This is a genomic window from Mesorhizobium sp. M6A.T.Cr.TU.014.01.1.1 (genome assembly GCF_004022765.1).
Taxonomy (GTDB): Bacteria; Pseudomonadota; Alphaproteobacteria; order Rhizobiales; family Rhizobiaceae; genus Mesorhizobium; species Mesorhizobium mediterraneum.
This window is the reverse complement of sequence record NZ_RZPG01000003.1, coordinates 322503-340349: the sequence shown is the minus strand read 5'-3', so window position 1 is coordinate 340349 and position 17847 is coordinate 322503. Positions and strand designations below refer to the sequence as shown.

The following is a 17847-nucleotide window of genomic DNA, read 5'->3' as shown; positions in this document are numbered from 1 at the left end:
AAACGAGAAAATAGACCAAATATACCACCTGCGAGGTATATACTAGTCACCGTTGGCTCTGATAGCGTCTTGAAAATCGCCTTCGCTGGAGCCCGCAGCTTTGACCGCAGTGCCAGATATCGAGTTTCGCGGGGTCACCAAACGCTACGGCAGCGTGACTGCGGTCAGCGGCATCGATCTAGCCATCCCGCCGTCTGCCTTTGTCGCCTTGCTCGGGCCGTCCGGCTGCGGCAAGACAACCTGCCTGCGCATGATCGGCGGCTTCGAACAGCCGAGCGAAGGCGCGGTGTTCATCCGCGGCCGCGACATGGCCGGCACGCCGCCCTACCGGCGGCCGGTCAACATGGTGTTCCAGCAATATGCGCTGTTTCCGCATCTGGATGTCGAGGACAACATCGCCTACGGGCTGCGCCAGGCAAGGCCGCGGCTGTCGTCGCGGGAGATCAGCCTGAGAGCAGGCGAGGCGCTCGCCATGGTGCGGCTTGCCGGCTACGGCCGCCGCAAGATCCACGAGCTTTCCGGCGGCCAGCAGCAGCGTGTCGCCTTGGCGCGCGCGTTGGTCAACAAGCCGGCGGTGCTGCTGCTCGATGAGCCGCTGGCGGCGCTCGACAAGAAGCTGCGCTCCGACATGCAGATAGAGCTGCAGAACCTGCAGCGCGAGATCGGCATCACCTTCGTCCTTGTCACGCACGATCAGGAAGAAGCACTGTCGATGAGCGATTTCGTCTGCGTCATGAATGGCGGGCGCATCGTCCAACTCGGACAGCCAAGCGAAATCTACGACGAGCCCGCCGATCTCTTCGTCGCGGACTTCGTCGGCAAGACCAATCTCTTGAGCGGCAAGGTCGCGGGGCATTCGGGCAACCTCGTCGAGGTGGCGCTTGCCGACGGCACCGTCATTGCCGCGCGCAAGCGGACTTCGCTGCGGCAGGACGAAGCCGTTGCCGTCAGCCTGCGTCCTGAATCCCTAAGCCTCGGCGCGCCGGGAAGCGGCCGGCTGAACGGCATTGTCCGCAACCGGATCTTTCTGGGCTCGACCGCGGAATATGCGATCGAGGTCGGCGGTATCGGAACGCTGCTCGCCAAGGCCGATCACCTGATCGGCAGTGGCAACCTCTTCAAGCCGGGTGAACCCGTCGCCATCGGCTTTACAGCCGGAACGCCGCTCGCGTTCCCGGACCCCAAGAATAACGGGACCAACCAGAGGGAAAATAAACATGTCGAAATCATATCGTGACGGACTGCCGATAAGCCCTGAAAAATTCGTCGATCAGTTGATGCGGCTCAAGCGCGGTTCCATCGGCCGCCGCGAGTTCCTTGGCCTCACCGGTCTTGGCATCGCAACGGCGGTGATGGCCCGCGAGCTCGGCATCATGCCGTCGCCCGCCTTCGCCCAGGAGGGTCTTGGCGACCGCATGTCGATCGCCACCTGGCCCAATTATCACGACCCGGCGACGTTCGAGAATTTCAAGGCGGAGACCGGCGTTGCTGTCGAGGTCAATGTGTTCGGGTCAAACGAGGAGATGCTGGCCAAGCTGCAGGCCGGCGCCTCGGGCTGGAGCCTCTTCGTGCCGACCAACTACACGATCTCCACCTACAAGAAGCTCGATATCATCGAAGCGCTCGACATGGCCAAGCTTGCCAATTTCGACGGCTCGCAACAGGACCCGCGCTTCACCGGGGAAGGCACGATCGACGGCGCGACCTACGCGGTGCCGAAGAACTGGGGCACCACCGGATTTGCCGTCAACACCAAGAAGCTCACCAAGCCGATAACGAGTTGGAAGGAATTCTGGGACACGGCCATGGCGGACGGCGACGGCCGGACCATGGTCCATGACTACCAGCTCACCACGATCGGCAATGCGCTGAAATATTTCGGTTTCTCGTTCAACTCGCTGAAGCCGGACGAGCTCGCCAAGGCGGAAGAATTGCTGCTGAAGGTCAAGCCGCATCTGTTCGCGGTTTCCAGCGATTATCAGCCGTCGATGCGTGCCGGCGACGCCTGGATGACGATGTGCTGGACCAATGACGGGGCGCAGCTCCACCGCGACATTCCCGAGATCGCCTATGTCCTTGGCAAGGAGGGCGGCGAGATCTGGACCGACTTCTACGCCATTCCGAAGGATGCGCCCAACAAGCCCGCCGGCTATGCCCTGCTCAACTACCTGATGGACCCGAAAGTCGCGGTCAAGGAGCACCTGGCCAACGGCGCGCCTTCCACCGACGCGCGGGTCAATGCGCTGCTGCCTAAGGAGGTGCTGGACAATCCGATCCTCTACCCGGCGGCGGAACTATTATCTCCGCTGGAATTCGGTGCGGCTGCGACGCTGACCGATCCGGCCCGGGCCGAACTGATGGCCCGCTTCAAGTCGGCTTGAACGGGCCATAAGTCCGATGCAGGCAACGCACCCGGCGGGCAGACGTCCGCCGGCACCGGGGCGGTTTTCAATGCGCAGCAATGTCCTTCGTCATAATCTCCTGACCGCGCTGCTGCTCGGTCCAGCAACCGCGTGGCTGGTGGTGTTTCTGGTCCTGCCGTTCGTCGCGATCGCCGTTTTCAGCGTCGGCGAGCGGGCGCCGGAAGGCGGCTATCAGGCTGCTTTCACGCTCACGCAATATGCCAATCTTCCGGCACGGGCGACTGCCTTCTGGAACACGATGGTGCTGGCGCCGGCAGGCGCCTTGGCCTGTCTCCTCGTCGCCTATCCGGTCGCCTATTACCTCGCCTTGCGCGCGCCGGAGCGGTGGCGGCTGATCCTGCTTGCGCTTGTCGTCATCCCGTTCTGGACCAGCCTGCTGATGCGAACCTATGCCTGGATGTATGTTCTGGGCGGGCGCGGCATCCCGGCATTGCTGGCCTATGTCGGGTTTGAAGACGTGCGGCTGATCAACACGCCGGGCGCGGTCCTGCTCGGCATCGTCTATGGCTATCTGCCGCTAATGATCCTGCCGATCTATGTCAGCCTCGAGCGGCTCGATCGCCGGCTGCTGGAAGCCTCCGCCGATCTCGGCGCCACGCCGATCTCGACATTCCTAGGCGTGACGCTGCGGCTGTCGCTGCCGGGTGTGATGACCGGCTTCTCGCTGGTCATGATCCTGCTGCTCGGCGAATATCTGATCCCGACGCTGCTCGGTGGCGGCAAGGTCTTCTTCATCGGCAACGCGCTGGTCGACCTGTTCCTGCAGTCGCGCAACTGGCCGTTCGGGTCGGCAATCGCGATAACGCTGGTTCTGGTTTCCGTGGTGGTGCTGCTTGCCGCCAACCGAATTTCGACCCGGCTTTCCGGAGCGCGCCGGGTGGACCTGATCTGATGCGCGCCTTCGTCATAGCGGTCTTTGCATTTCTCTACCTGCCGATCGCGCTTGTGGTGCTGTTCTCCTTCAATGCCGGCCGCCACGCCAGCGAGCTCACCGGCCTGTCGGTGCAATGGTACGGCAAGGCGCTGTCGAACCCGTTTCTGGTCGAGGCACTGAAGAACAGCCTGTTCATCGCCACCACCAGCGCCTTGCTCGCAGCACTGTGCGGCACGGCGGCGGCGCTTGGCCTGGCGCGCGTCGGCGCGCGGACACGCGCCGTTTTCGATGCGCTCCTGGGTGCTGCGATCGTTGTTCCGGGCGTCGTCATCGGCATCTCGACGCTGGTCGCGCTCGTCCAGCTGTTTGGGGTCCTCAATCCGTTTCTCGCGTCGCTGTGGCCGAACGACCAGCCGCCGCGCCTCGCACTCGGCTACGGCTCAATTATCGCCGCGCACGGGCTGTTTTCGATGGCGCTGGTGGCAATGATCGTCGGCACACGCCTCGGCAGCCTCGACCGCAATCTGGTCGAGGCCTCAAGTGATCTCTATGCCACCCCGCTGACGACGTTCCGCAGCATCGTGTTGCCGCAGATCATGCCGGCGGTGATCGCCGGCTTCCTGCTTGCCTTCACCTTCTCCTTCGACGATTTCATCGTCGCCTTCTTCGTCGCCGGCGCGCAGACGACATTGCCGATCTATGTCTTTGCCTCGATCCGGCGCGGCGTGACGCCCGAAATCAACGCCATCGCGACGATCGTCCTCGTCGCCTCCGTTCTGCTTGTGGTGCTTGCCCAATGGCAATTGCGCCAACGCAAACCATCAAACTGAAAGTCGCATCATGATTCTGAAAGATCGCATCGCCGTGGTGACCGGCGCCGGGTCGGGCATCGGGCGCGCCGGTGCGATGATCATGGCTAGGGAAGGCGCGGTGGTGGTGATCGCCGACAGGGATCAGGCTGCGGGCGAAGCCACGGCTTTCGACATCCGTACCGCCGGCGGCCGGGCCGAAGCGGTCGCCACCGATGTCGGCGACGATGCGGCGATCGAGCAACTCATTACGGGCACACTGGGCAAACATGGTCGGATCGATGTCCTGCACAACCATGCCGGGGTCCAGGTCGGCGGCACGCTGACCGAAGTCGGCGTCGACGGCATGGATGCCTCCTGGCGGATCAACGTACGGGCGCAGTTCCTCGCGGCCAGGCTCGTCATGCCGTCGATGATCGAACAGGGCGGCGGTGTCATCGTGAACACCGCCTCGAATTCGGGTGTGTTCTATGACCGCGAGATGATCGCCTACGCAACCTCAAAACATGCCGTGGTGGCGATGACCCGGCAGATGTCGCTCGACTATGCCAAGCACAATGTCCGCGTCAACGCACTCTGTCCGGGTTGGGTCGACACGCCCTTCAACGAGCCGTTCATCGCCCAGATGGGCGGGCGCGACGCGATCGAACGCTATGTCCGCACCAAGATTCCCATGCAGCGCTGGGCCGCGGCGGAAGAAATAGCCGAAGCGATCCTGTTCCTCGTCTCCGATCGTTCGTCCTTCATGACCGGCCAGGCGCTGGTGATCGACGGCGGCGAGAGCATCGGCTGACGCAGCCGTTCATATCTCATACGTGCTTGCGTCCGCCGGCCTCGCGAAACCAGCTGTCGGGATAGGGATACCACCAGTCCTGGATCGCTGGCTTGTGGTCGATGATGACCATCTTCGAACGGCGGAAGGCATCGAGGCCCTGGCGACCGCGCTCACGGCCGAGGCCCGACGCCTTCCAGCCGCCGAAAGGCAGCGCGTCATTGTCGATCAGCGGATTGTTGACCCAGACCATGCCGGCTTCGAGCCGTTCGGCGGCCTCATGCGCCTCGGCAAGGTCGGTGGTGAAGACCGAGGCGCCGAGCCCGAACGGGCTGTCATTGGCAAGTTCTATCGCCTCGTCGAAATCCTTGACCCGGCAGATCGCGGCGACCGGTCCGAAACACTCTTCGCGCACGATCGCCATATCGGGGGTGACGCCGGTCAGGATCGTCGGCTCGTAGAACCAGCCAACATTGTGCGCCGGGGGAATGCGCCCGCCGGTGACCGCCTTGGCGCCATTGTGCACCGCATCGTCAACCAGCCGCATGACTTTCGCGCGCGCCGCCTCGCTGACCAGCGGCCCGATCTCGGTCTTGTCGAGGCCGTTGCCGATGCGCAGCGCACGTGTCTTCTGCGCAAACAGCTCGACAAAGCGGTCGTGAACGGCATCGACCACAAAAAACCGCTCGGCCGAAGTGCAGACCTGGCCCGTGAGATGGAACGCGGCGGTGACGCTGCCGGCGGCCGCCACGTCCAGCGGGGCGTGTTGGCTGATGATCATCGGGTCGCTGCCACCCGCCTCGATGACGCAAGGCTTCATGCGTTCGGCGCAGGCGACGGCGACAGCCTTGCCGGCGGCGACCGAGCCGGTGAAGGCGACCGCGTGGATACGATCTGAAGCGATCAGCGCCTGCGCGGTGGCCGCCCCGCCGGGCAGGCAGGAAACCAAGCCATCAGGCAGGGAGCGGAACACGGTCATGTAATCCAGCGTCGACAATGTCGTCGCTTCAGCCGGCTTGATCACGCAGGCATTGCCGGCGGCAAGCGAGGCGGCGACGGTCCAGCACATCAGCAGGATCGGGAAATTGTAGGGCATGATGTGCACCGACGTGCCGTAAGGCTCGTAGCGCGCATACTGGAACGAACCGGCCTGCGTCGTGCCAGCAATCTTGCCGGCATCGTCGCGCGCCATCTCGGCGTAGTAGCGGAAGATCGGCGCGCAATTGGCGATCTCGCCAATCGCTTCCGGATAGGGCTTGCCCATCTCGCGCACCATCAGCTCGGCGCAACGCGTGAAATCGGCCGCCTCGATGGCATTGGCTACTGCATGCAGATGCTTGGCACGGCTCTTGGCGTCGAGTTTTTTCCAAGCCGCTTGCGCCTTGGTCGCCGCGGTGAACACAGCGTCGATCTCGCCATCGGCTGCGGCAGCGATGGCGCCCACGGTTTCGAGCGTCGCCGGATCGATCACCGGTTTTGCCGCACCGGTCATCGGCCGATAGTCCGGATTGACGAAAAAGGTCGGCCGGTCAGCAGAGAATTCCATGGTCTTCCTTTCAACCCCGCTCAGCGGATCATGTAGACCTTCTTGATCGTCTCATGAACGGTGCAGACGCCCTTCCAGTCCTGCGGAAAGAACGCCGCGGTGTCCGGCTCGATCTCGATCACCTCGCCGGATTCGTGGACATAGGTGCAGCGTCCCTCAAGGAAGTGGCAGAACTCGTCGCGGGTGACATGGCAGTGCCATTTGCCTGGGGTGCAGACCCACAGCCCGCATTCGGAGAGACCGTCCGGCCCCTTGTGCAGCAGCTTGCCGGAGGTGCGGGATTCGCCCTCGATCATGGTGGGAATGACGCCCCAGTCGACGAGGTCGGTGATGGCGAGCGGCGATTTCATGATTGGCGTTGGCATTTCGTGAAGCTCCAGTGCGGCAGGCGTGAGTCAGGCCAGCATGTAGACGTTGCGGATGGTCTCATGGACGGTGCATTCGCCGGTCCAACCGGCCGGGAACATGACAAGCGTGGCGGCGGAGATTTCTATCACCTCGCCGTCGTCCGATCTGTAAGTCGCGCGGCCGGCAACGAAATGGCACAATTCGTCGCGCGGAATCGCCAGACGCCAGCGGCCGGGCGTGCAGACCCAAATGCCGGATTCCGGCTGGTTGTTCGGTCCCTTGTGGGCGAGCCTGCCGGTGGAGTGGGACGCGCCTTCCAGCGCGTCGGGCTGGGCGCCCCAGTCGACAAGGTCGGTGCGGGTCGAGGCCTGGTGGAGATGCGGCGCCGAGGAGGTCATGCGGGTGCTCCGGTTCGACGCTCATTTTCGAGATGGCTTCGCTCTACGGCGCCCCCCTCTGTCCTGCCGGACATCTCCCCCTCAAGGGGGGAGATTAGCAGCTTCGGCGCCCTGTTCACTCCTGCGATGCTGGTGATTGGCGAAAGCCGAGGTGACATCCAATCTCCCCCCTTGAGGGGGAGATGGCCGGCAGGCCAGAGGGGGGTGCCTTGGCTCCGCACGTCAAACATCGCGCTCATAGAAGTTGCTCCAACAGCCCCGCCGCTTTCTCCGGGCCGTTCTGCGACTGCATCTGCGCCGAGGTTTTCGCCAGCTTGGCCTTCATCTTGGGGTCCGTCAGGCAGGTTTCGATCTTCGCGATCAGCGCGGCGTCGCTCCAATCATAGCGCGGCATGCCGAAGCCGTGGCCGGTTTCCTCGACCCGTGTAGCGTTGTCGTGGCCGTCCCAGACATAAGGCATGATGATCGCCGGCTTGCCGAAATAGAGGCACTCGGTGAATGAGTTGTTGCCGCCATGGTGGATCACCGCATCGACCTGCGGGATGACCGAGGGCTGTGGAAACCAGCTCTCGACGATGACGTTTTCGGGCACTTGCGCGTACTGGTCCTTGTAGCCGCCGACATTGACCAGCGCCCGGTAGCGCGTCTTGCCTAGCGTCGCGATAATGCGCTTCAGTAGGTCGACATCACCGGCGCCAAGGCTGCCGAAGGAAACATAGAGCAGCGGCCCGTCGTTATTCTTCGTAAAAGTCGGCACCGTGTAGGGTTTCTCCTGCCGCACGCAGCCTTCCAGATACTGGAATTTTGCCGGGTCGAGCGGATGGCGGCGCTTGAACTTTGCCGCCTCGGGATAGAGCAGCAAATTGAGGTAGGGCGAGGCCTCGAAGAACTGGCCGATTGGATAAGGCGCTTCGTTGTTGGCAGTGAGGAACGCGTTGAAGCCGTCATGGATCGGCTTGATGACCGCGTTGAAATGGTCGCGGTAGCGCTGATGACAGGCGTGATCGTTCTCGCCGCAGCCGGACAGATGCGGCGGGATGTCCTCGTCCTCGATCTCGTTCTCCGAGCAGGAGATGACGCGCACCCACGGCTTGCCATACTGCTTGATCGCCGGAAACAGGATGACGTTGTCGACGCAGATGACATCGGGCTTGATCGTCGCAAGCACACCGGGCAGGTCCTTCTCAGCCCATTTGGCGCTGTCGACGATCGCCGTCCAGCAATCCTTCACGTAATTGTCGACCTGGTCATAGGGCGACTTGCGGAAGTTCGGGATATGGCCGTTGATGAAGTCTTCCCAGAACTTGGCCATCTGTTCGGGCGGCATCGGCTCGGAAAGGTTCACCGGATGGGCTTCGAAGCCATAGCCCTTGTAGACGTCGATAAAGCCGGGATCCGACAGGAACACCGCTCTATGGCCGCGCGCCTCGACTGCCTGGGCGATGCCGACGGAATTGAGCGCCGGGCCATAGGCCGCTTCCGGAAAAAACGCGATCGTCTTCTGCGCCATGAAAGCTTCTCCTTCGATCAATCTGCGAAAATTCTGACGTCGGCGGCATCCCAGCCGAGCTCGACTGCATCGCCTGACGAGACCGGGCGCCGGTCAGCGGCGTCGGCGGTGACGCGCACCAGGAACGGCTTTGGCGACAGAGCGGTGCGGACATGCAGCTGCAGGTCGAGCCCCTGATAGGCCAACGCCTCGACGGTGCCGGCAACACGGTTGGCCGTTTCTGGCGACGGGAACAGCCGGATGCGTTCGGGCCGCACCGAAGCAACCGCCGCAGCGCCGGGCGAAAGTGTTGCGGGAACTGTGCCGACGATCCGTGTGCCATCCGCTGCCAACACGCCGTCGCTGGCGGCCTTGCCCGGCACGAAATTCATAACGCCAATGAAGTCGGCAACGAAACGATCGGCCGGATACTCGTATACCGCGTGCGGTGTATCGCATTGCAGCAGCTTGCCGTCCCTCAGCACCGCCATGCGGTCAGCCATGACGAGCGATTCCTCCTGGTCATGGGTGACGATGACGAAGGTGATGCCGACCTCGTGCTGCAGGCGCTTCAGCTCCAGCTGCATGGCGCCGCGCAATTTCTTATCGAGCGCGCCGAGCGGCTCGTCGAGCAGCAGCAGCCGCGGCCGCTTGACCAGCGCTCGGGCAAGCGCGACCCGCTGTTTCTGCCCGCCCGACAATTGCTCCGGCTTGCGGTCGGCGAAGGCGACGAGCTCGGTCGTCGCCAGGATGGCGTCGACACGGGAGCGGATTTCCTTTGCCGGCAAGCGTTCCATTTCGAGGCCGTAGGAGACATTGGCCCTGACGCTCATATGCGGAAACAGCGCATAGGACTGAAACATCAGATTGACCGGCCGTTTGTTGGGCGGGGTCCTGGCGATGTCGCGCCCGTCGAGCAGGATGCGACCTTCATTGGGTGTCTCGAAGCCGGCCAGCATGCGCAGCAACGTGGTCTTGCCGCAGCCCGAAGGTCCGAGCAGGGCGAAGAACTCGTTCTCGCGGATGTCGAGCGATATGCCGTCGACGGCGGTCACCCGGCCGAAGTTCTTCGACACCTTGTCGATCGCCAGCAGCGTGCGGGGCTCGTTCATTGGCCGATGACCCCGCGGTTGAGCCGCTGCGACAGGGTCAACGCGGTGATCGAGACCGCCATGACGATAGTCGCCAATGCATTGATCTCCGGCGTGATGCCGAAGCGGATCATCGAATAGATCTGCATCGGCAGCGTGGTCGAGGCGCGGCCGGCGCCGGCGGTGAAGAAAGCGATGATGAACTCGTCGACCGACAGGGTGAAGGCGAGCAGCGCGCCGGCGACCACCGCCGGCAGGATGACCGGCAATGTCACCCGCCTGAAGGTGGTGAGCGCGGTAGCGCCGAGATCGGCGGACGCCTCGACGATCGACCAGTCGAAGCTTTTCAGCCGGGCGCGCACCACCGAGCAGACGAAGGCGAGGTTGAACACGACATGGGCGAGGAGGATGGTGTGCAGGCCCAGGGTGAAATCGAGCATGGAGAAGAAGCTGAGCAGCGCGATCGCCAGCACGATGTCGGGAATGATCATCGGCGCAAAGATCAGCGCCTCGAGGCCTCTTCCATACTGCCGGCGCATTTCGACGCCGATGGCCAGCAGCGTGCCGAGCAGCGTGGCGATTGCCGTCGAGACAAGCGCCACGATCAGCGTGTTAAGGGCGGCGGAAAGGATCGCGGCGTTTCCGGCGAGCGAGGCATACCATTTCAGCGAAAAGCCCGACCAGACGGTCGGCAGCCCGCCTTGGTTGAAGGACAGCGCCACCAGCACGGCGATCGGGATGTAGAGAAAGGCGAAGACGAACGAAAGCACGAGCCAGAGCGTGCGACGCGTGGCGGGGGAACGCTCAGCCATCGGCGCCTCCTTTCGCTTCGGCGATACGGCCAGCGGCGCGATCTGCGGCCAAAGCCTGCGCGGTCAGCACCAGCAGCATTATAGCGATCAGCGCCATCGCCAGCGCCGCGCCGAAGGGCCAGTCATTGGCGGTCAGGAACTGGTCGTAGACGAGATTGCCGATCATCTGGAAGCGGCCGCCGCCGAGCAGCGCCGGCGTGACGAAATTGCCGATCGACAGCACGAAGACGAAAACCGCCCCGGCGGCGATACCCGGCACCGTCAACGGCAGAATGACCCGGCGAAATGTTGTCATGGCCGAAGCGCCAAGGTCGCGCGAGGCTTCAGCGAGCTCCGGGTTGAGCCGCGACAGCGGCGCGTAGCAGGCCAGGATGACGAAGGGTAAATAATTGTAAACCAGACCGGCGATGACGGCGCCTTCGGTATAAAGCATCGACGGCGGCTCGCCGGTGTAGCCAAGCCAGCGCAAGAGCTGGGTGATCAGGCCCTCGCGGTTGAGCAGCACGATCCAGGCGTAGGTGCGGATCAGGTAGTTGGACCAGAACGGCAAGACAGCGAAGAACAGGAACACCGGCTGCCACCGGCGCGGTGCTGCCGCGATCGCATAGGCAGCGGCATAGCCGATCACCACCGCGATCAGGGTTGCCGTGCCGGCGATGCGTGCCGAGTTGAGGAAGATGCCGGCATAGAGCGGGTCGAACACCAGCCCGAAATTCTCCAGCGTGAAGGTGTATTCGATGCCGCCATAGATGCCGCGCCGGAAGAAGGCGAGCGCCAGCACCAGCGCACATGGCACCACCATCAAGGCAGTGAGCCAGGCCAGCGCAGGCGCCATCAGCAACGAGGAGCGGGAAGGTTGCGTCAAGTCGCACCCCCCTCTGGCCTGCCGGCCATCTCCCCCTCAAGGGGGGAGATTAGCAGTTCCAACCTCTCGCTTACCTTCAAATATTGAAGATTGGCGAAAGCGACGCCACAGCCAATCTCCCCCCTTGAGGGGGAGATGGCCGGCAGGCCAGAGGGGGGCGTGAAGGAACGCAAGTTGACTTCCAGTAATCGATTTTACTGCGCGGCCTTGATCTCGCTGACGATCTTTGAATAGTCGCGCTGGGCGTCGCCGACGTCACGCAACTGCTCGAACTTGACGAGCTCGGCCACCGGCATGCCCATATTGGGAAACTTGGCAAGGAAATCGGCCGGCAGGCTTTCCATGGCCGGCTTGTTTGGCACCTTGTAGTCGATGTTCTGGGCCGCCCAGGCGTGGTTCTTGGCGTCCAGCATGAAGTTGATGAATTGGAACGCGGCGTCCTTGTTGGCTGACGCCTTCATCACCACCATCGTGTCGACCCACAGGTCCGAACCCTCCTTGGGGATGACGTATTTGATCTCAGGCTTCTCGGCGATGCCATAATTGCACCAGCCATCCCATGCCTGCACCATCAGCGCCTCGCCCGAGACCAGCTTCGAATAGAAGGTGGTGTCGTCATAGGCGAGCAAGGTCTTCTTGGCCGAGATCAGCAGGTCCTTGACCTCGGCGAGTTTGGCCGGATCGGTCTCGTTGACAGAATAGCCTTTGGCGAGCTGGCCGGCGGCAAGCAGCCAGCGGTCGGTCGCCAGCATGGTGGTCTTGCCCTTGAGCGCATCGGATGGGGCGAGAAGATCGTTCCAGCTCGCCGGCTCGGTCTTGACCAGATCCGAACGGTAGCAGAGGCCGGTGGTGCCCCAGGTGTAAGGCACGGAGAAATTGTTGCCGGCGTCGTGCGGCAGCTTCGCCGCCTCGGGATAAAGATTGGCGAGGTTGGGGATCTTGGCGTGGTCGATCGTCTCGATCAGGCCGAGCTTGTTCAGCACTTCGGCGAAGGGCGAGGAGACGAAGACCACGTCATAGCCCTTACCGCCCGAAGCGACGAGCTTGCCCATGATCTCCTCATTGGTGGCGTGGACGACGACCTCACCGGAAACGCCGGTCGCGGCCTTGAAGGCGGCCATGGCATCCGGCGCCATGTAGCCATCCCAGTTGGAAATGACGAGGTCGGCGGCAGAAGCCGGCGCCGACAGCGCCAGGGCGAGGCCAAGCGCAATCGAAGATATCTTTAACGGATGGCGCAGGCGGGTTGAGGCGGTCATGACAGACTCCCATTCTGGTTGATCGTCGAATTCAATCAATCGTCGGACCAGCGCTTGCGACCATGCCGCCGCTTCGATCCTGTTCCCCGGTCTTTTTATTGCCGATTGACCTGACAGTACTATTGCAGAAAAAAGTACGTCAATCCATAATTTGGAAAATCGCTGCGAAACCTGGCCGATTGTGTCTGCAAGGGCGATCGGTCAAGCCGCAGCGGTCAAGTCCGTTCATGAGAAATCGCCATGCAAGCCGCTGCCAGACGACCGCGCACCAACCATCTCGATCTCGCTCAGCGCATCCTGGATGTGGCCCGGCAACGCGGCTTCGAAGCCGGTGCTCATCTTCCGGAACAGCAGATCGCGTCTCTCTGCAACGTTTCGCGGACTCCGGTGCGGGCCGCATTGCGCCTGCTCACCGAAAAAGGCGTCGTGCGCTGGGAGGCTGAATCGGGCTACCGCCTTGCGGTGGACCTAACCAGCCAGGCGACTCTTGCCACCGATCTGCCTGTTACCGAGGAGGACGAGCTCGCGGAGATGATCCTGCGTGATCGGTCGGCGCGCCGGCTGGATCAGACGGTGACCATCGGCGCGCTGATGCGGCGGTATGATGCCGAGCGGAAGACGGTACTAAAAGCGTTAAAGAAACTGACAGATGAAAATCTTCTGGACCGCGCGCCGGGTCAGTCCTGGCTGTTCAGGCGGGCGCCCGATGATCCGGAGGCACAAGGGGAAAGCTACGAGTTCCGCCTGCTGCTCGAACCTGCCGCCATTCTGGCGCCTGGCTTCCGGCTGGACGGGACCCGCGCGGCGGCATTGCGCCAGGGCATGGAAGCACTGCTGTCGCTGCCCGATGCCGCATTCGACACCAAAGAGTTCCAGCGCCTGGACATCGACTTTCACGGCCTAATCGCCGATGGCGCCGCCAACCGGTTCGTCACCGACGCGCTGTCCGACCATCTCAGGCTGCGCCGGCTGCCAGGGACCTATGCCGGCGTCAACGTCTTCCGGCTGAAGCAGTCGCTGCGCGAGCACCTGACCATACTCGACCAATTGGAAAGCCGGCAGTATGAGGTTGCGGCCGACCTGGTTCGCGTCCACTTGCGGCTTTCCCGCAGCCAGCGGCCGCAGGCGGCCAGTCGCGGGGCCCCCGCATTGTTCGGCATGATCAGCCGGCCGGCTTGACGAGGACCATAGTGACGCGCAAAGCCAGCCCGACCATCGCGCTGTTTCCCGAAGCGAGCTTTGGCGCGGCGCTCAATTGCGTCGGCATCGCGCAGGCCTTGCGCGCTCGTGGCGCCCGGCCGGTGTTCATCTGCCATGCCGGCTTCTCCGGCGTGTTTGCCGACTATGGTTTTCAGGAATACCAGTTGCCGACCGACGAGCCGCTGACCGACAGCGAACGCCAGAGCTATTGGCAGGCTTTCGTGCGCCGGCATCTGCCGCATTTCAGGCTGAGCCCGATCGACCAGCTCGAGACCTACGTCGCCCCGACCTGGGAAGCGATTGTCGACACCGCCGTCAATGCCGAGGCGCCGCTGCGCCAATTGCTGGCGCGGCTGAAGCCGGACGCGGTCGTGCTCGACAATGTCATCATGTTTCCGGCGCTGGCTTCCGCCGGCTGCCCATGGGTGCGCGTCGTCTCCTGCGCCGAGACCGAGTTGCCCGACCCCGATGTGCCTCCCTATCTGTCCGGTCTCGCCGCCGACGATCCGAGCCGCGCGGCCTTCGAGGCCCGCTATCTGGCAGCGGTCGCTCCGGCCCATGACCGGTTCAACCGGCTTCGGGCGGATGCCGATCTTGCGTCCTTGCCGAAGGGTCTTTTTCTCGAAGCTTCGCCCGACCTCAATCTGCTGCTGACCCCGACGATCGTGCGGCGGGAACGCGCCGAGCCGCTCGACCCGGCCCGCTTCGTCTATCTCGAAGGCTGCGTCCGCTCGGAAGGGCCGTTCGATGTGCCGGTGTTTCCGCGTAATGACGGGCCGCTGGTCTATCTCAGCTTCGGCAGCCTGGGCGCCATGGATGTCGGGCTGATCGAGCGCATGCTCGCCGTGTTCGACCGGCTTCCGGCCCGCTTCATCGTCAATGTCGGCGGTCTGCGCGACACCTATCGCGCGGTTCCGGACAATGTCTATCTCGATGCCTGGTTTCCGCAGCCATCGGTTGTTGCGAAATCCGACCTCTTCATCCATCACGGCGGCAACAACAGCTTTTGCGAAGCGCTGCGTTTCGGCGTGCCGTCGCTGATCATGTCCTATTGCTGGGACGGGCACGACAATGCGCAACGTGCCGAGGAAACCGGCGTCGGCCGCCACCTCAGCCGCGATGGCTGGAGCGACGATGAACTTGAAAATGCCATCCTTGGCCTAATGGCCGACGGCGAAATGCGCTTTCGTCTCAAGGAGAATGCCGCCACCATGGCACGGGCGCCGGGAACGGACGCCGCCGCCGAAGCCATTCTCGCCCTTGTAAGGACGTGACCTGATGCTCAAGACCACAACAACGGATGCACCTGAAATGACCCCAATGGAGGATCCGAAAGGATGGCTGGAGCAGCAGGGGATCAGGGAAGTCGAGTGCCTGGTGCCGGACGTGAATGGCGTGTTGCGCGGCAAGACCTTGCCGACGGCCAAGCTGCTGAAGTCACTCGAGGATCGCGCGCTCTATCTGCCGAGCAGCGCCTTCCTGGTCTGCATCGACGGCCGCTATTCCGGTTCCAACGACGAGGGTTTTGGCTACCAGGACCCCGATATGCGGATGGTGCCGGATGTTGCGACGCTCTGCCTTGCGCCTGGCGCCGGAGCAGGCAGAGCCTATGTCTTTGCCGATGCGTTTCACATGGACGATCGGCCGTGGATGGCCTCGCCGCGTCATGTCCTAAGGGCCGTGCTTGATCTCTATCGCCAGCGCGGATGGCGGGCGGTGGTGGCGCCTGAGCTCGAATTCTACCTGACCGCGCCCAATCCCGATCCTGATCGGCCGCTGACAGCACCGGTCGGGCGCAATGGCCGCTCCGAAACCGTGCAGCACCCCTACGACATGGCGGCGCTGGAGGAGTTCGAGCCGGTGATCCAGCGACTCTACGACTACGCCGCAAAGGCCGGGCTGCCGCTCGACACGCTGATCCATGAATCGGGCACGGCGCAGCTCGAGATCAATTTCCTGCATGGCGACGCGCTGCCGCTGGCCGACAAGGTGCTGCTGTTCAAGCGGTTGACGCGCCAGGCCGCACAGGAATTCGGCATGCATGCAACCTTCATGGCCAAGCCGATCGCAGCACAAGCCGGCAGCTCCATGCATCTCCACATGTCGGTCATCGACGAGGCCGGGAATACGCTGTTTGCCGGGCGTGATGATGCCGACACCGATATGTTTGGGCATTTCATCGGCGGCCTGCAGAAATACATTCCCGAGGTGATGCCGCTGTTTGCACCGAACGTGAATTCGTTCCGCCGCATCCGGCCGAACCACAGCGCGCCGGCCAACATCGAGTGGTCGCATGACAACCGCTCCTGCGGCCTGCGCGTGCCGGCCGGTGGGCGCGCCGCCCGTCGGGTGGAAAACCGGCTGCCCGGCGCCGATTCCAATCCCTATCTGGCGATGGCCGGCTCGCTGCTCTGCGGCTATCTCGGCGTCGAGGAAAAGCTCTCGCGCTCGCCAGAGGCATCGGGCAACGCCTATCGCAGCAAGAGCACGCTGCCGAAAACCATGGAGGAGGCGCTCGACCGTTTCGCCGCGTGCAGTCCGGTCCGGGAGTTGCTCGGCGAGGATTTCTTCCAGACCTATCTGCGCGTCAAAAGCGTCGAACTCGACTTGTTCCAGAGCGTCGTCACGAGCTGGGAACGCGATCATCTGCTGCTCAAGGTGTGATGATGGGCTTCAACTCCGGCCTGGATATCGGCAAGTCCTACTACGTCGCGACGGCCAATCCGGCGCCCGATCAACCGGCGCTGCAAGGCGACGTTGACGCCGATCTGGTGGTGGTCGGCGGCGGCTGCACCGGCCTGTCCGCGGCTCTTCATGCCGCCGAACGCGGGCTGAAGGTGGTGCTGCTCGAAGGCGGCAAGATCGGCTGGGGGGCGTCCGGGCGCAATGGCGGCCAGATCATCCCCGGCCTGCGCAAGGGCGCCAAGGGTCTGGTCAAGCTTTATGGGCCCGAACGGGCGCGGGCGCTGTTCGACCTCGCCTTCGAGGCGCGCGGGCTGGTGCTCGACCTGATCGAGCGCCACGCCATCGATTGCGACCTCCGGCTGACCGGCCACCTCGCCGGTGCGGTCAATAGCTCCGACCTGCGCGACCTCGAAGAAGAGGCCGAGTGCCTTGCCACCGTGATGAATTTTCATGACATCGAGATGCTGTCGGCAGCGCAGGCGCGCGGAATGGTAAACACGCCCTATCACGGCGCGATGTACGAGAAGCTCGGCGGCCATATGCATTCGCTGAACTATACGCTGGGTCTTGCCCGCGCGGCGGCAGCGGCGGGCGTCACCATCCACGAAAATTCGGTGGCGCTGCGGCTGGAGCGGGAACCAGCCATCAGGGTTTCGACGGCCAAAGGCTCGGTCCGGGCCAAGCATGTCGTGCTGGCTGGCGACGCGCTGCTCCAGGGGCTCGAGCCGCGCGTCAACAGCCGCATCATGCCGGTCGGCAACTACATCATCGCGACCGAGCCGCTGGACGACACGAGCGACGTCATTCCAAGCAATGTGGCCGTTTCCGACACACGCTTCGTGGTCAACTACTATCGGCTGTCGGCGGATGGCCGCCTGCTGTTCGGTGGCGGCGAGCGCTACACGCCGTCACCGCCCACCGACATTGCCGGCTTCGTGCGGCCGCATATGGAAAACACTTTTCCGCAATTGCGCGGTCGCCGCATCGACCATGCCTGGGGCGGGCTCGTCTCGGTGACGACATCGCGCCTGCCGGATGTCGGCCACTATGGCGAGGTCTATTTTGCACATGGCTATTCCGGCAAGGGCGTGATCCTGTCGACGCTGTCGGGAAAGCTGCTCGCCGAGGCGATCACCGGCGACGCTTCGCGGTTGGATCTGTTTTCGACCCTGAGGCCAATGCCGTTTCCTGGCGGCACCGCCCTGCGCGGTCCGCTGTATGTGCTCGGCATGCTTTGGTACGCCATGCGCGATCGCATCAAGCATTGAGGATCGGC

General features: G+C 63.4%; 17 protein-coding genes. 9 read left to right on the top strand and 8 right to left on the bottom strand.

The genetic code is table 11. The features are described 5' to 3' along the window. The first annotated feature begins 100 nt into the window (after positions 1–100). The 5 genes from EN885_RS06605 to EN885_RS06585 all read left to right on the top strand — a co-directional run bounded on the left by EN885_RS06605 (position 101) and on the right by EN885_RS06585 (position 4899). Positions 101–1237, top strand: a complete 1137-nt coding sequence (locus EN885_RS06605; protein ID WP_128243505.1) for an ABC transporter ATP-binding protein — start codon at positions 101–103, stop codon at positions 1235–1237. Continuing rightward, a complete protein-coding gene (locus EN885_RS06600; RefSeq protein ID WP_128243506.1) occupies positions 1218–2381 on the top strand; it encodes a spermidine/putrescine ABC transporter substrate-binding protein in 1164 nt (387 codons plus the stop codon). Before EN885_RS06605 ends, EN885_RS06600 begins: the two co-directional genes overlap by 20 nt. Positions 2382–2451: 70 nt before the next feature. Beyond that, entirely contained in the window at positions 2452–3315 is an 864-nt protein-coding gene (locus tag EN885_RS06595) for an ABC transporter permease (RefSeq protein ID WP_127315220.1), read from the top strand. Continuing rightward, positions 3315–4127 (top strand): ABC transporter permease, encoded by an 813-nt coding sequence (locus EN885_RS06590; RefSeq protein ID WP_128243507.1) that lies wholly within the window; start codon positions 3315–3317, stop codon positions 4125–4127. The genes EN885_RS06595 and EN885_RS06590 overlap by 1 nt, the downstream gene beginning before the upstream one ends. Positions 4128–4137: 10 nt before the next feature. Further along, positions 4138–4899 carry a glucose 1-dehydrogenase gene (locus EN885_RS06585; RefSeq protein ID WP_128243508.1) on the top strand — a complete coding sequence of 254 codons (762 nt, stop codon included), beginning with the start codon at positions 4138–4140 and terminating at the stop codon, positions 4897–4899. Between the two features lie 16 nt (positions 4900–4915). Here EN885_RS06585 and EN885_RS06580 read toward each other — a convergent pair whose 3' ends face one another. From EN885_RS06580 to EN885_RS06535, 8 genes are all read right to left on the bottom strand, one after another. Further along, positions 4916–6424 (bottom strand): aldehyde dehydrogenase family protein, encoded by a 1509-nt coding sequence (locus EN885_RS06580; protein WP_128335164.1) that lies wholly within the window; start codon positions 6422–6424, stop codon positions 4916–4918. 20 nt (positions 6425–6444) lie between these two features. Then, a complete protein-coding gene (locus tag EN885_RS06575) occupies positions 6445–6789 on the bottom strand; it encodes a cupin domain-containing protein (RefSeq protein WP_128243510.1) in 345 nt (114 codons plus the stop codon). Between the two features lie 30 nt (positions 6790–6819). Continuing rightward, complete coding sequence (locus EN885_RS06570; RefSeq protein ID WP_095484964.1) at positions 6820–7170, bottom strand: cupin domain-containing protein; 351 nt, start codon at positions 7168–7170, stop codon at positions 6820–6822. 235 nt (positions 7171–7405) lie between these two features. Further along, entirely contained in the window at positions 7406–8680 is a 1275-nt protein-coding gene (locus EN885_RS06560; protein WP_128243511.1) for a glycosyltransferase, read from the bottom strand. 17 nt (positions 8681–8697) lie between these two features. Further along, a complete protein-coding gene (locus tag EN885_RS06555; RefSeq protein ID WP_126104396.1) occupies positions 8698–9771 on the bottom strand; it encodes an ABC transporter ATP-binding protein in 1074 nt (357 codons plus the stop codon). Next, positions 9768–10562, bottom strand: coding sequence for an ABC transporter permease (locus EN885_RS06550; protein ID WP_128243512.1), 795 nt, complete (start codon positions 10560–10562; stop codon positions 9768–9770). The genes EN885_RS06555 and EN885_RS06550 overlap by 4 nt, the downstream gene beginning before the upstream one ends. After that, the gene (locus EN885_RS06545; RefSeq protein WP_126107309.1) at positions 10555–11397 is read right to left on the bottom strand and encodes an ABC transporter permease; all 843 of its coding nucleotides are present in this window, start codon (positions 11395–11397) and stop codon (positions 10555–10557) included. The genes EN885_RS06550 and EN885_RS06545 overlap by 8 nt, the downstream gene beginning before the upstream one ends. A gap of 224 nt (positions 11398–11621) precedes the next feature. Further along, a complete protein-coding gene (locus tag EN885_RS06535) occupies positions 11622–12686 on the bottom strand; it encodes a spermidine/putrescine ABC transporter substrate-binding protein (RefSeq protein ID WP_126104398.1) in 1065 nt (354 codons plus the stop codon). A 240-nt stretch (positions 12687–12926) separates the two neighbouring features. Here EN885_RS06535 and EN885_RS06530 point away from each other — a divergent pair, with 240 nt between their 5' ends. The 4 genes from EN885_RS06530 to EN885_RS06515 are packed head-to-tail and all read left to right on the top strand — an operon-like array spanning position 12927 to position 17839. After that, on the top strand, positions 12927–13865 hold the full coding sequence (locus EN885_RS06530; protein ID WP_128243513.1) for a GntR family transcriptional regulator: 939 nt from the start codon (positions 12927–12929) through the stop codon (positions 13863–13865). Between the two features lie 11 nt (positions 13866–13876). Further along, a complete protein-coding gene (locus EN885_RS06525) occupies positions 13877–15160 on the top strand; it encodes a glycosyltransferase (RefSeq protein WP_126104400.1) in 1284 nt (427 codons plus the stop codon). A 4-nt stretch (positions 15161–15164) separates the two neighbouring features. Then, the gene (locus EN885_RS06520) at positions 15165–16550 is read left to right on the top strand and encodes a glutamine synthetase family protein (protein ID WP_164547079.1); all 1386 of its coding nucleotides are present in this window, start codon (positions 15165–15167) and stop codon (positions 16548–16550) included. Next, on the top strand, positions 16550–17839 hold the full coding sequence (locus EN885_RS06515) for an FAD-binding oxidoreductase (RefSeq protein WP_128243514.1): 1290 nt from the start codon (positions 16550–16552) through the stop codon (positions 17837–17839). Before EN885_RS06520 ends, EN885_RS06515 begins: the two co-directional genes overlap by 1 nt. Positions 17840–17847 lie beyond the last annotated feature (8 nt).

Excerpts from the sequence above, each read along its gene's own strand:
- EN885_RS06600 (WP_128243506.1), top strand. The coding sequence starts at position 1,218 with ATGTCGAAATCATATCGTGACGGACTGCCGATAAGCCCTGAAAAATTC.
- EN885_RS06595 (WP_127315220.1), top strand. The coding sequence starts at position 2,452 with ATGCGCAGCAATGTCCTTCGTCATAATCTCCTGACCGCGCTGCTGCTC.
- EN885_RS06590 (WP_128243507.1), top strand. The coding sequence starts at position 3,315 with ATGCGCGCCTTCGTCATAGCGGTCTTTGCATTTCTCTACCTGCCGATC.
- EN885_RS06585 (WP_128243508.1), top strand. The coding sequence starts at position 4,138 with ATGATTCTGAAAGATCGCATCGCCGTGGTGACCGGCGCCGGGTCGGGC.
- EN885_RS06580 (WP_128335164.1), bottom strand. The coding sequence starts at position 6,424 with ATGGAATTCTCTGCTGACCGGCCGACCTTTTTCGTCAATCCGGACTAT.
- EN885_RS06575 (WP_128243510.1), bottom strand. The coding sequence starts at position 6,789 with ATGCCAACGCCAATCATGAAATCGCCGCTCGCCATCACCGACCTCGTC.
- EN885_RS06570 (WP_095484964.1), bottom strand. The coding sequence starts at position 7,170 with ATGACCTCCTCGGCGCCGCATCTCCACCAGGCCTCGACCCGCACCGAC.
- EN885_RS06560 (WP_128243511.1), bottom strand. The coding sequence starts at position 8,680 with ATGGCGCAGAAGACGATCGCGTTTTTTCCGGAAGCGGCCTATGGCCCG.
- EN885_RS06555 (WP_126104396.1), bottom strand. The coding sequence starts at position 9,771 with ATGAACGAGCCCCGCACGCTGCTGGCGATCGACAAGGTGTCGAAGAAC.
- EN885_RS06550 (WP_128243512.1), bottom strand. The coding sequence starts at position 10,562 with ATGGCTGAGCGTTCCCCCGCCACGCGTCGCACGCTCTGGCTCGTGCTT.
- EN885_RS06545 (WP_126107309.1), bottom strand. The coding sequence starts at position 11,397 with ATGGCGCCTGCGCTGGCCTGGCTCACTGCCTTGATGGTGGTGCCATGT.
- EN885_RS06535 (WP_126104398.1), bottom strand. The coding sequence starts at position 12,686 with ATGACCGCCTCAACCCGCCTGCGCCATCCGTTAAAGATATCTTCGATT.
- EN885_RS06530 (WP_128243513.1), top strand. The coding sequence starts at position 12,927 with ATGCAAGCCGCTGCCAGACGACCGCGCACCAACCATCTCGATCTCGCT.
- EN885_RS06520 (WP_164547079.1), top strand. The coding sequence starts at position 15,165 with ATGCTCAAGACCACAACAACGGATGCACCTGAAATGACCCCAATGGAG.
- EN885_RS06515 (WP_128243514.1), top strand. The coding sequence starts at position 16,550 with ATGATGGGCTTCAACTCCGGCCTGGATATCGGCAAGTCCTACTACGTC.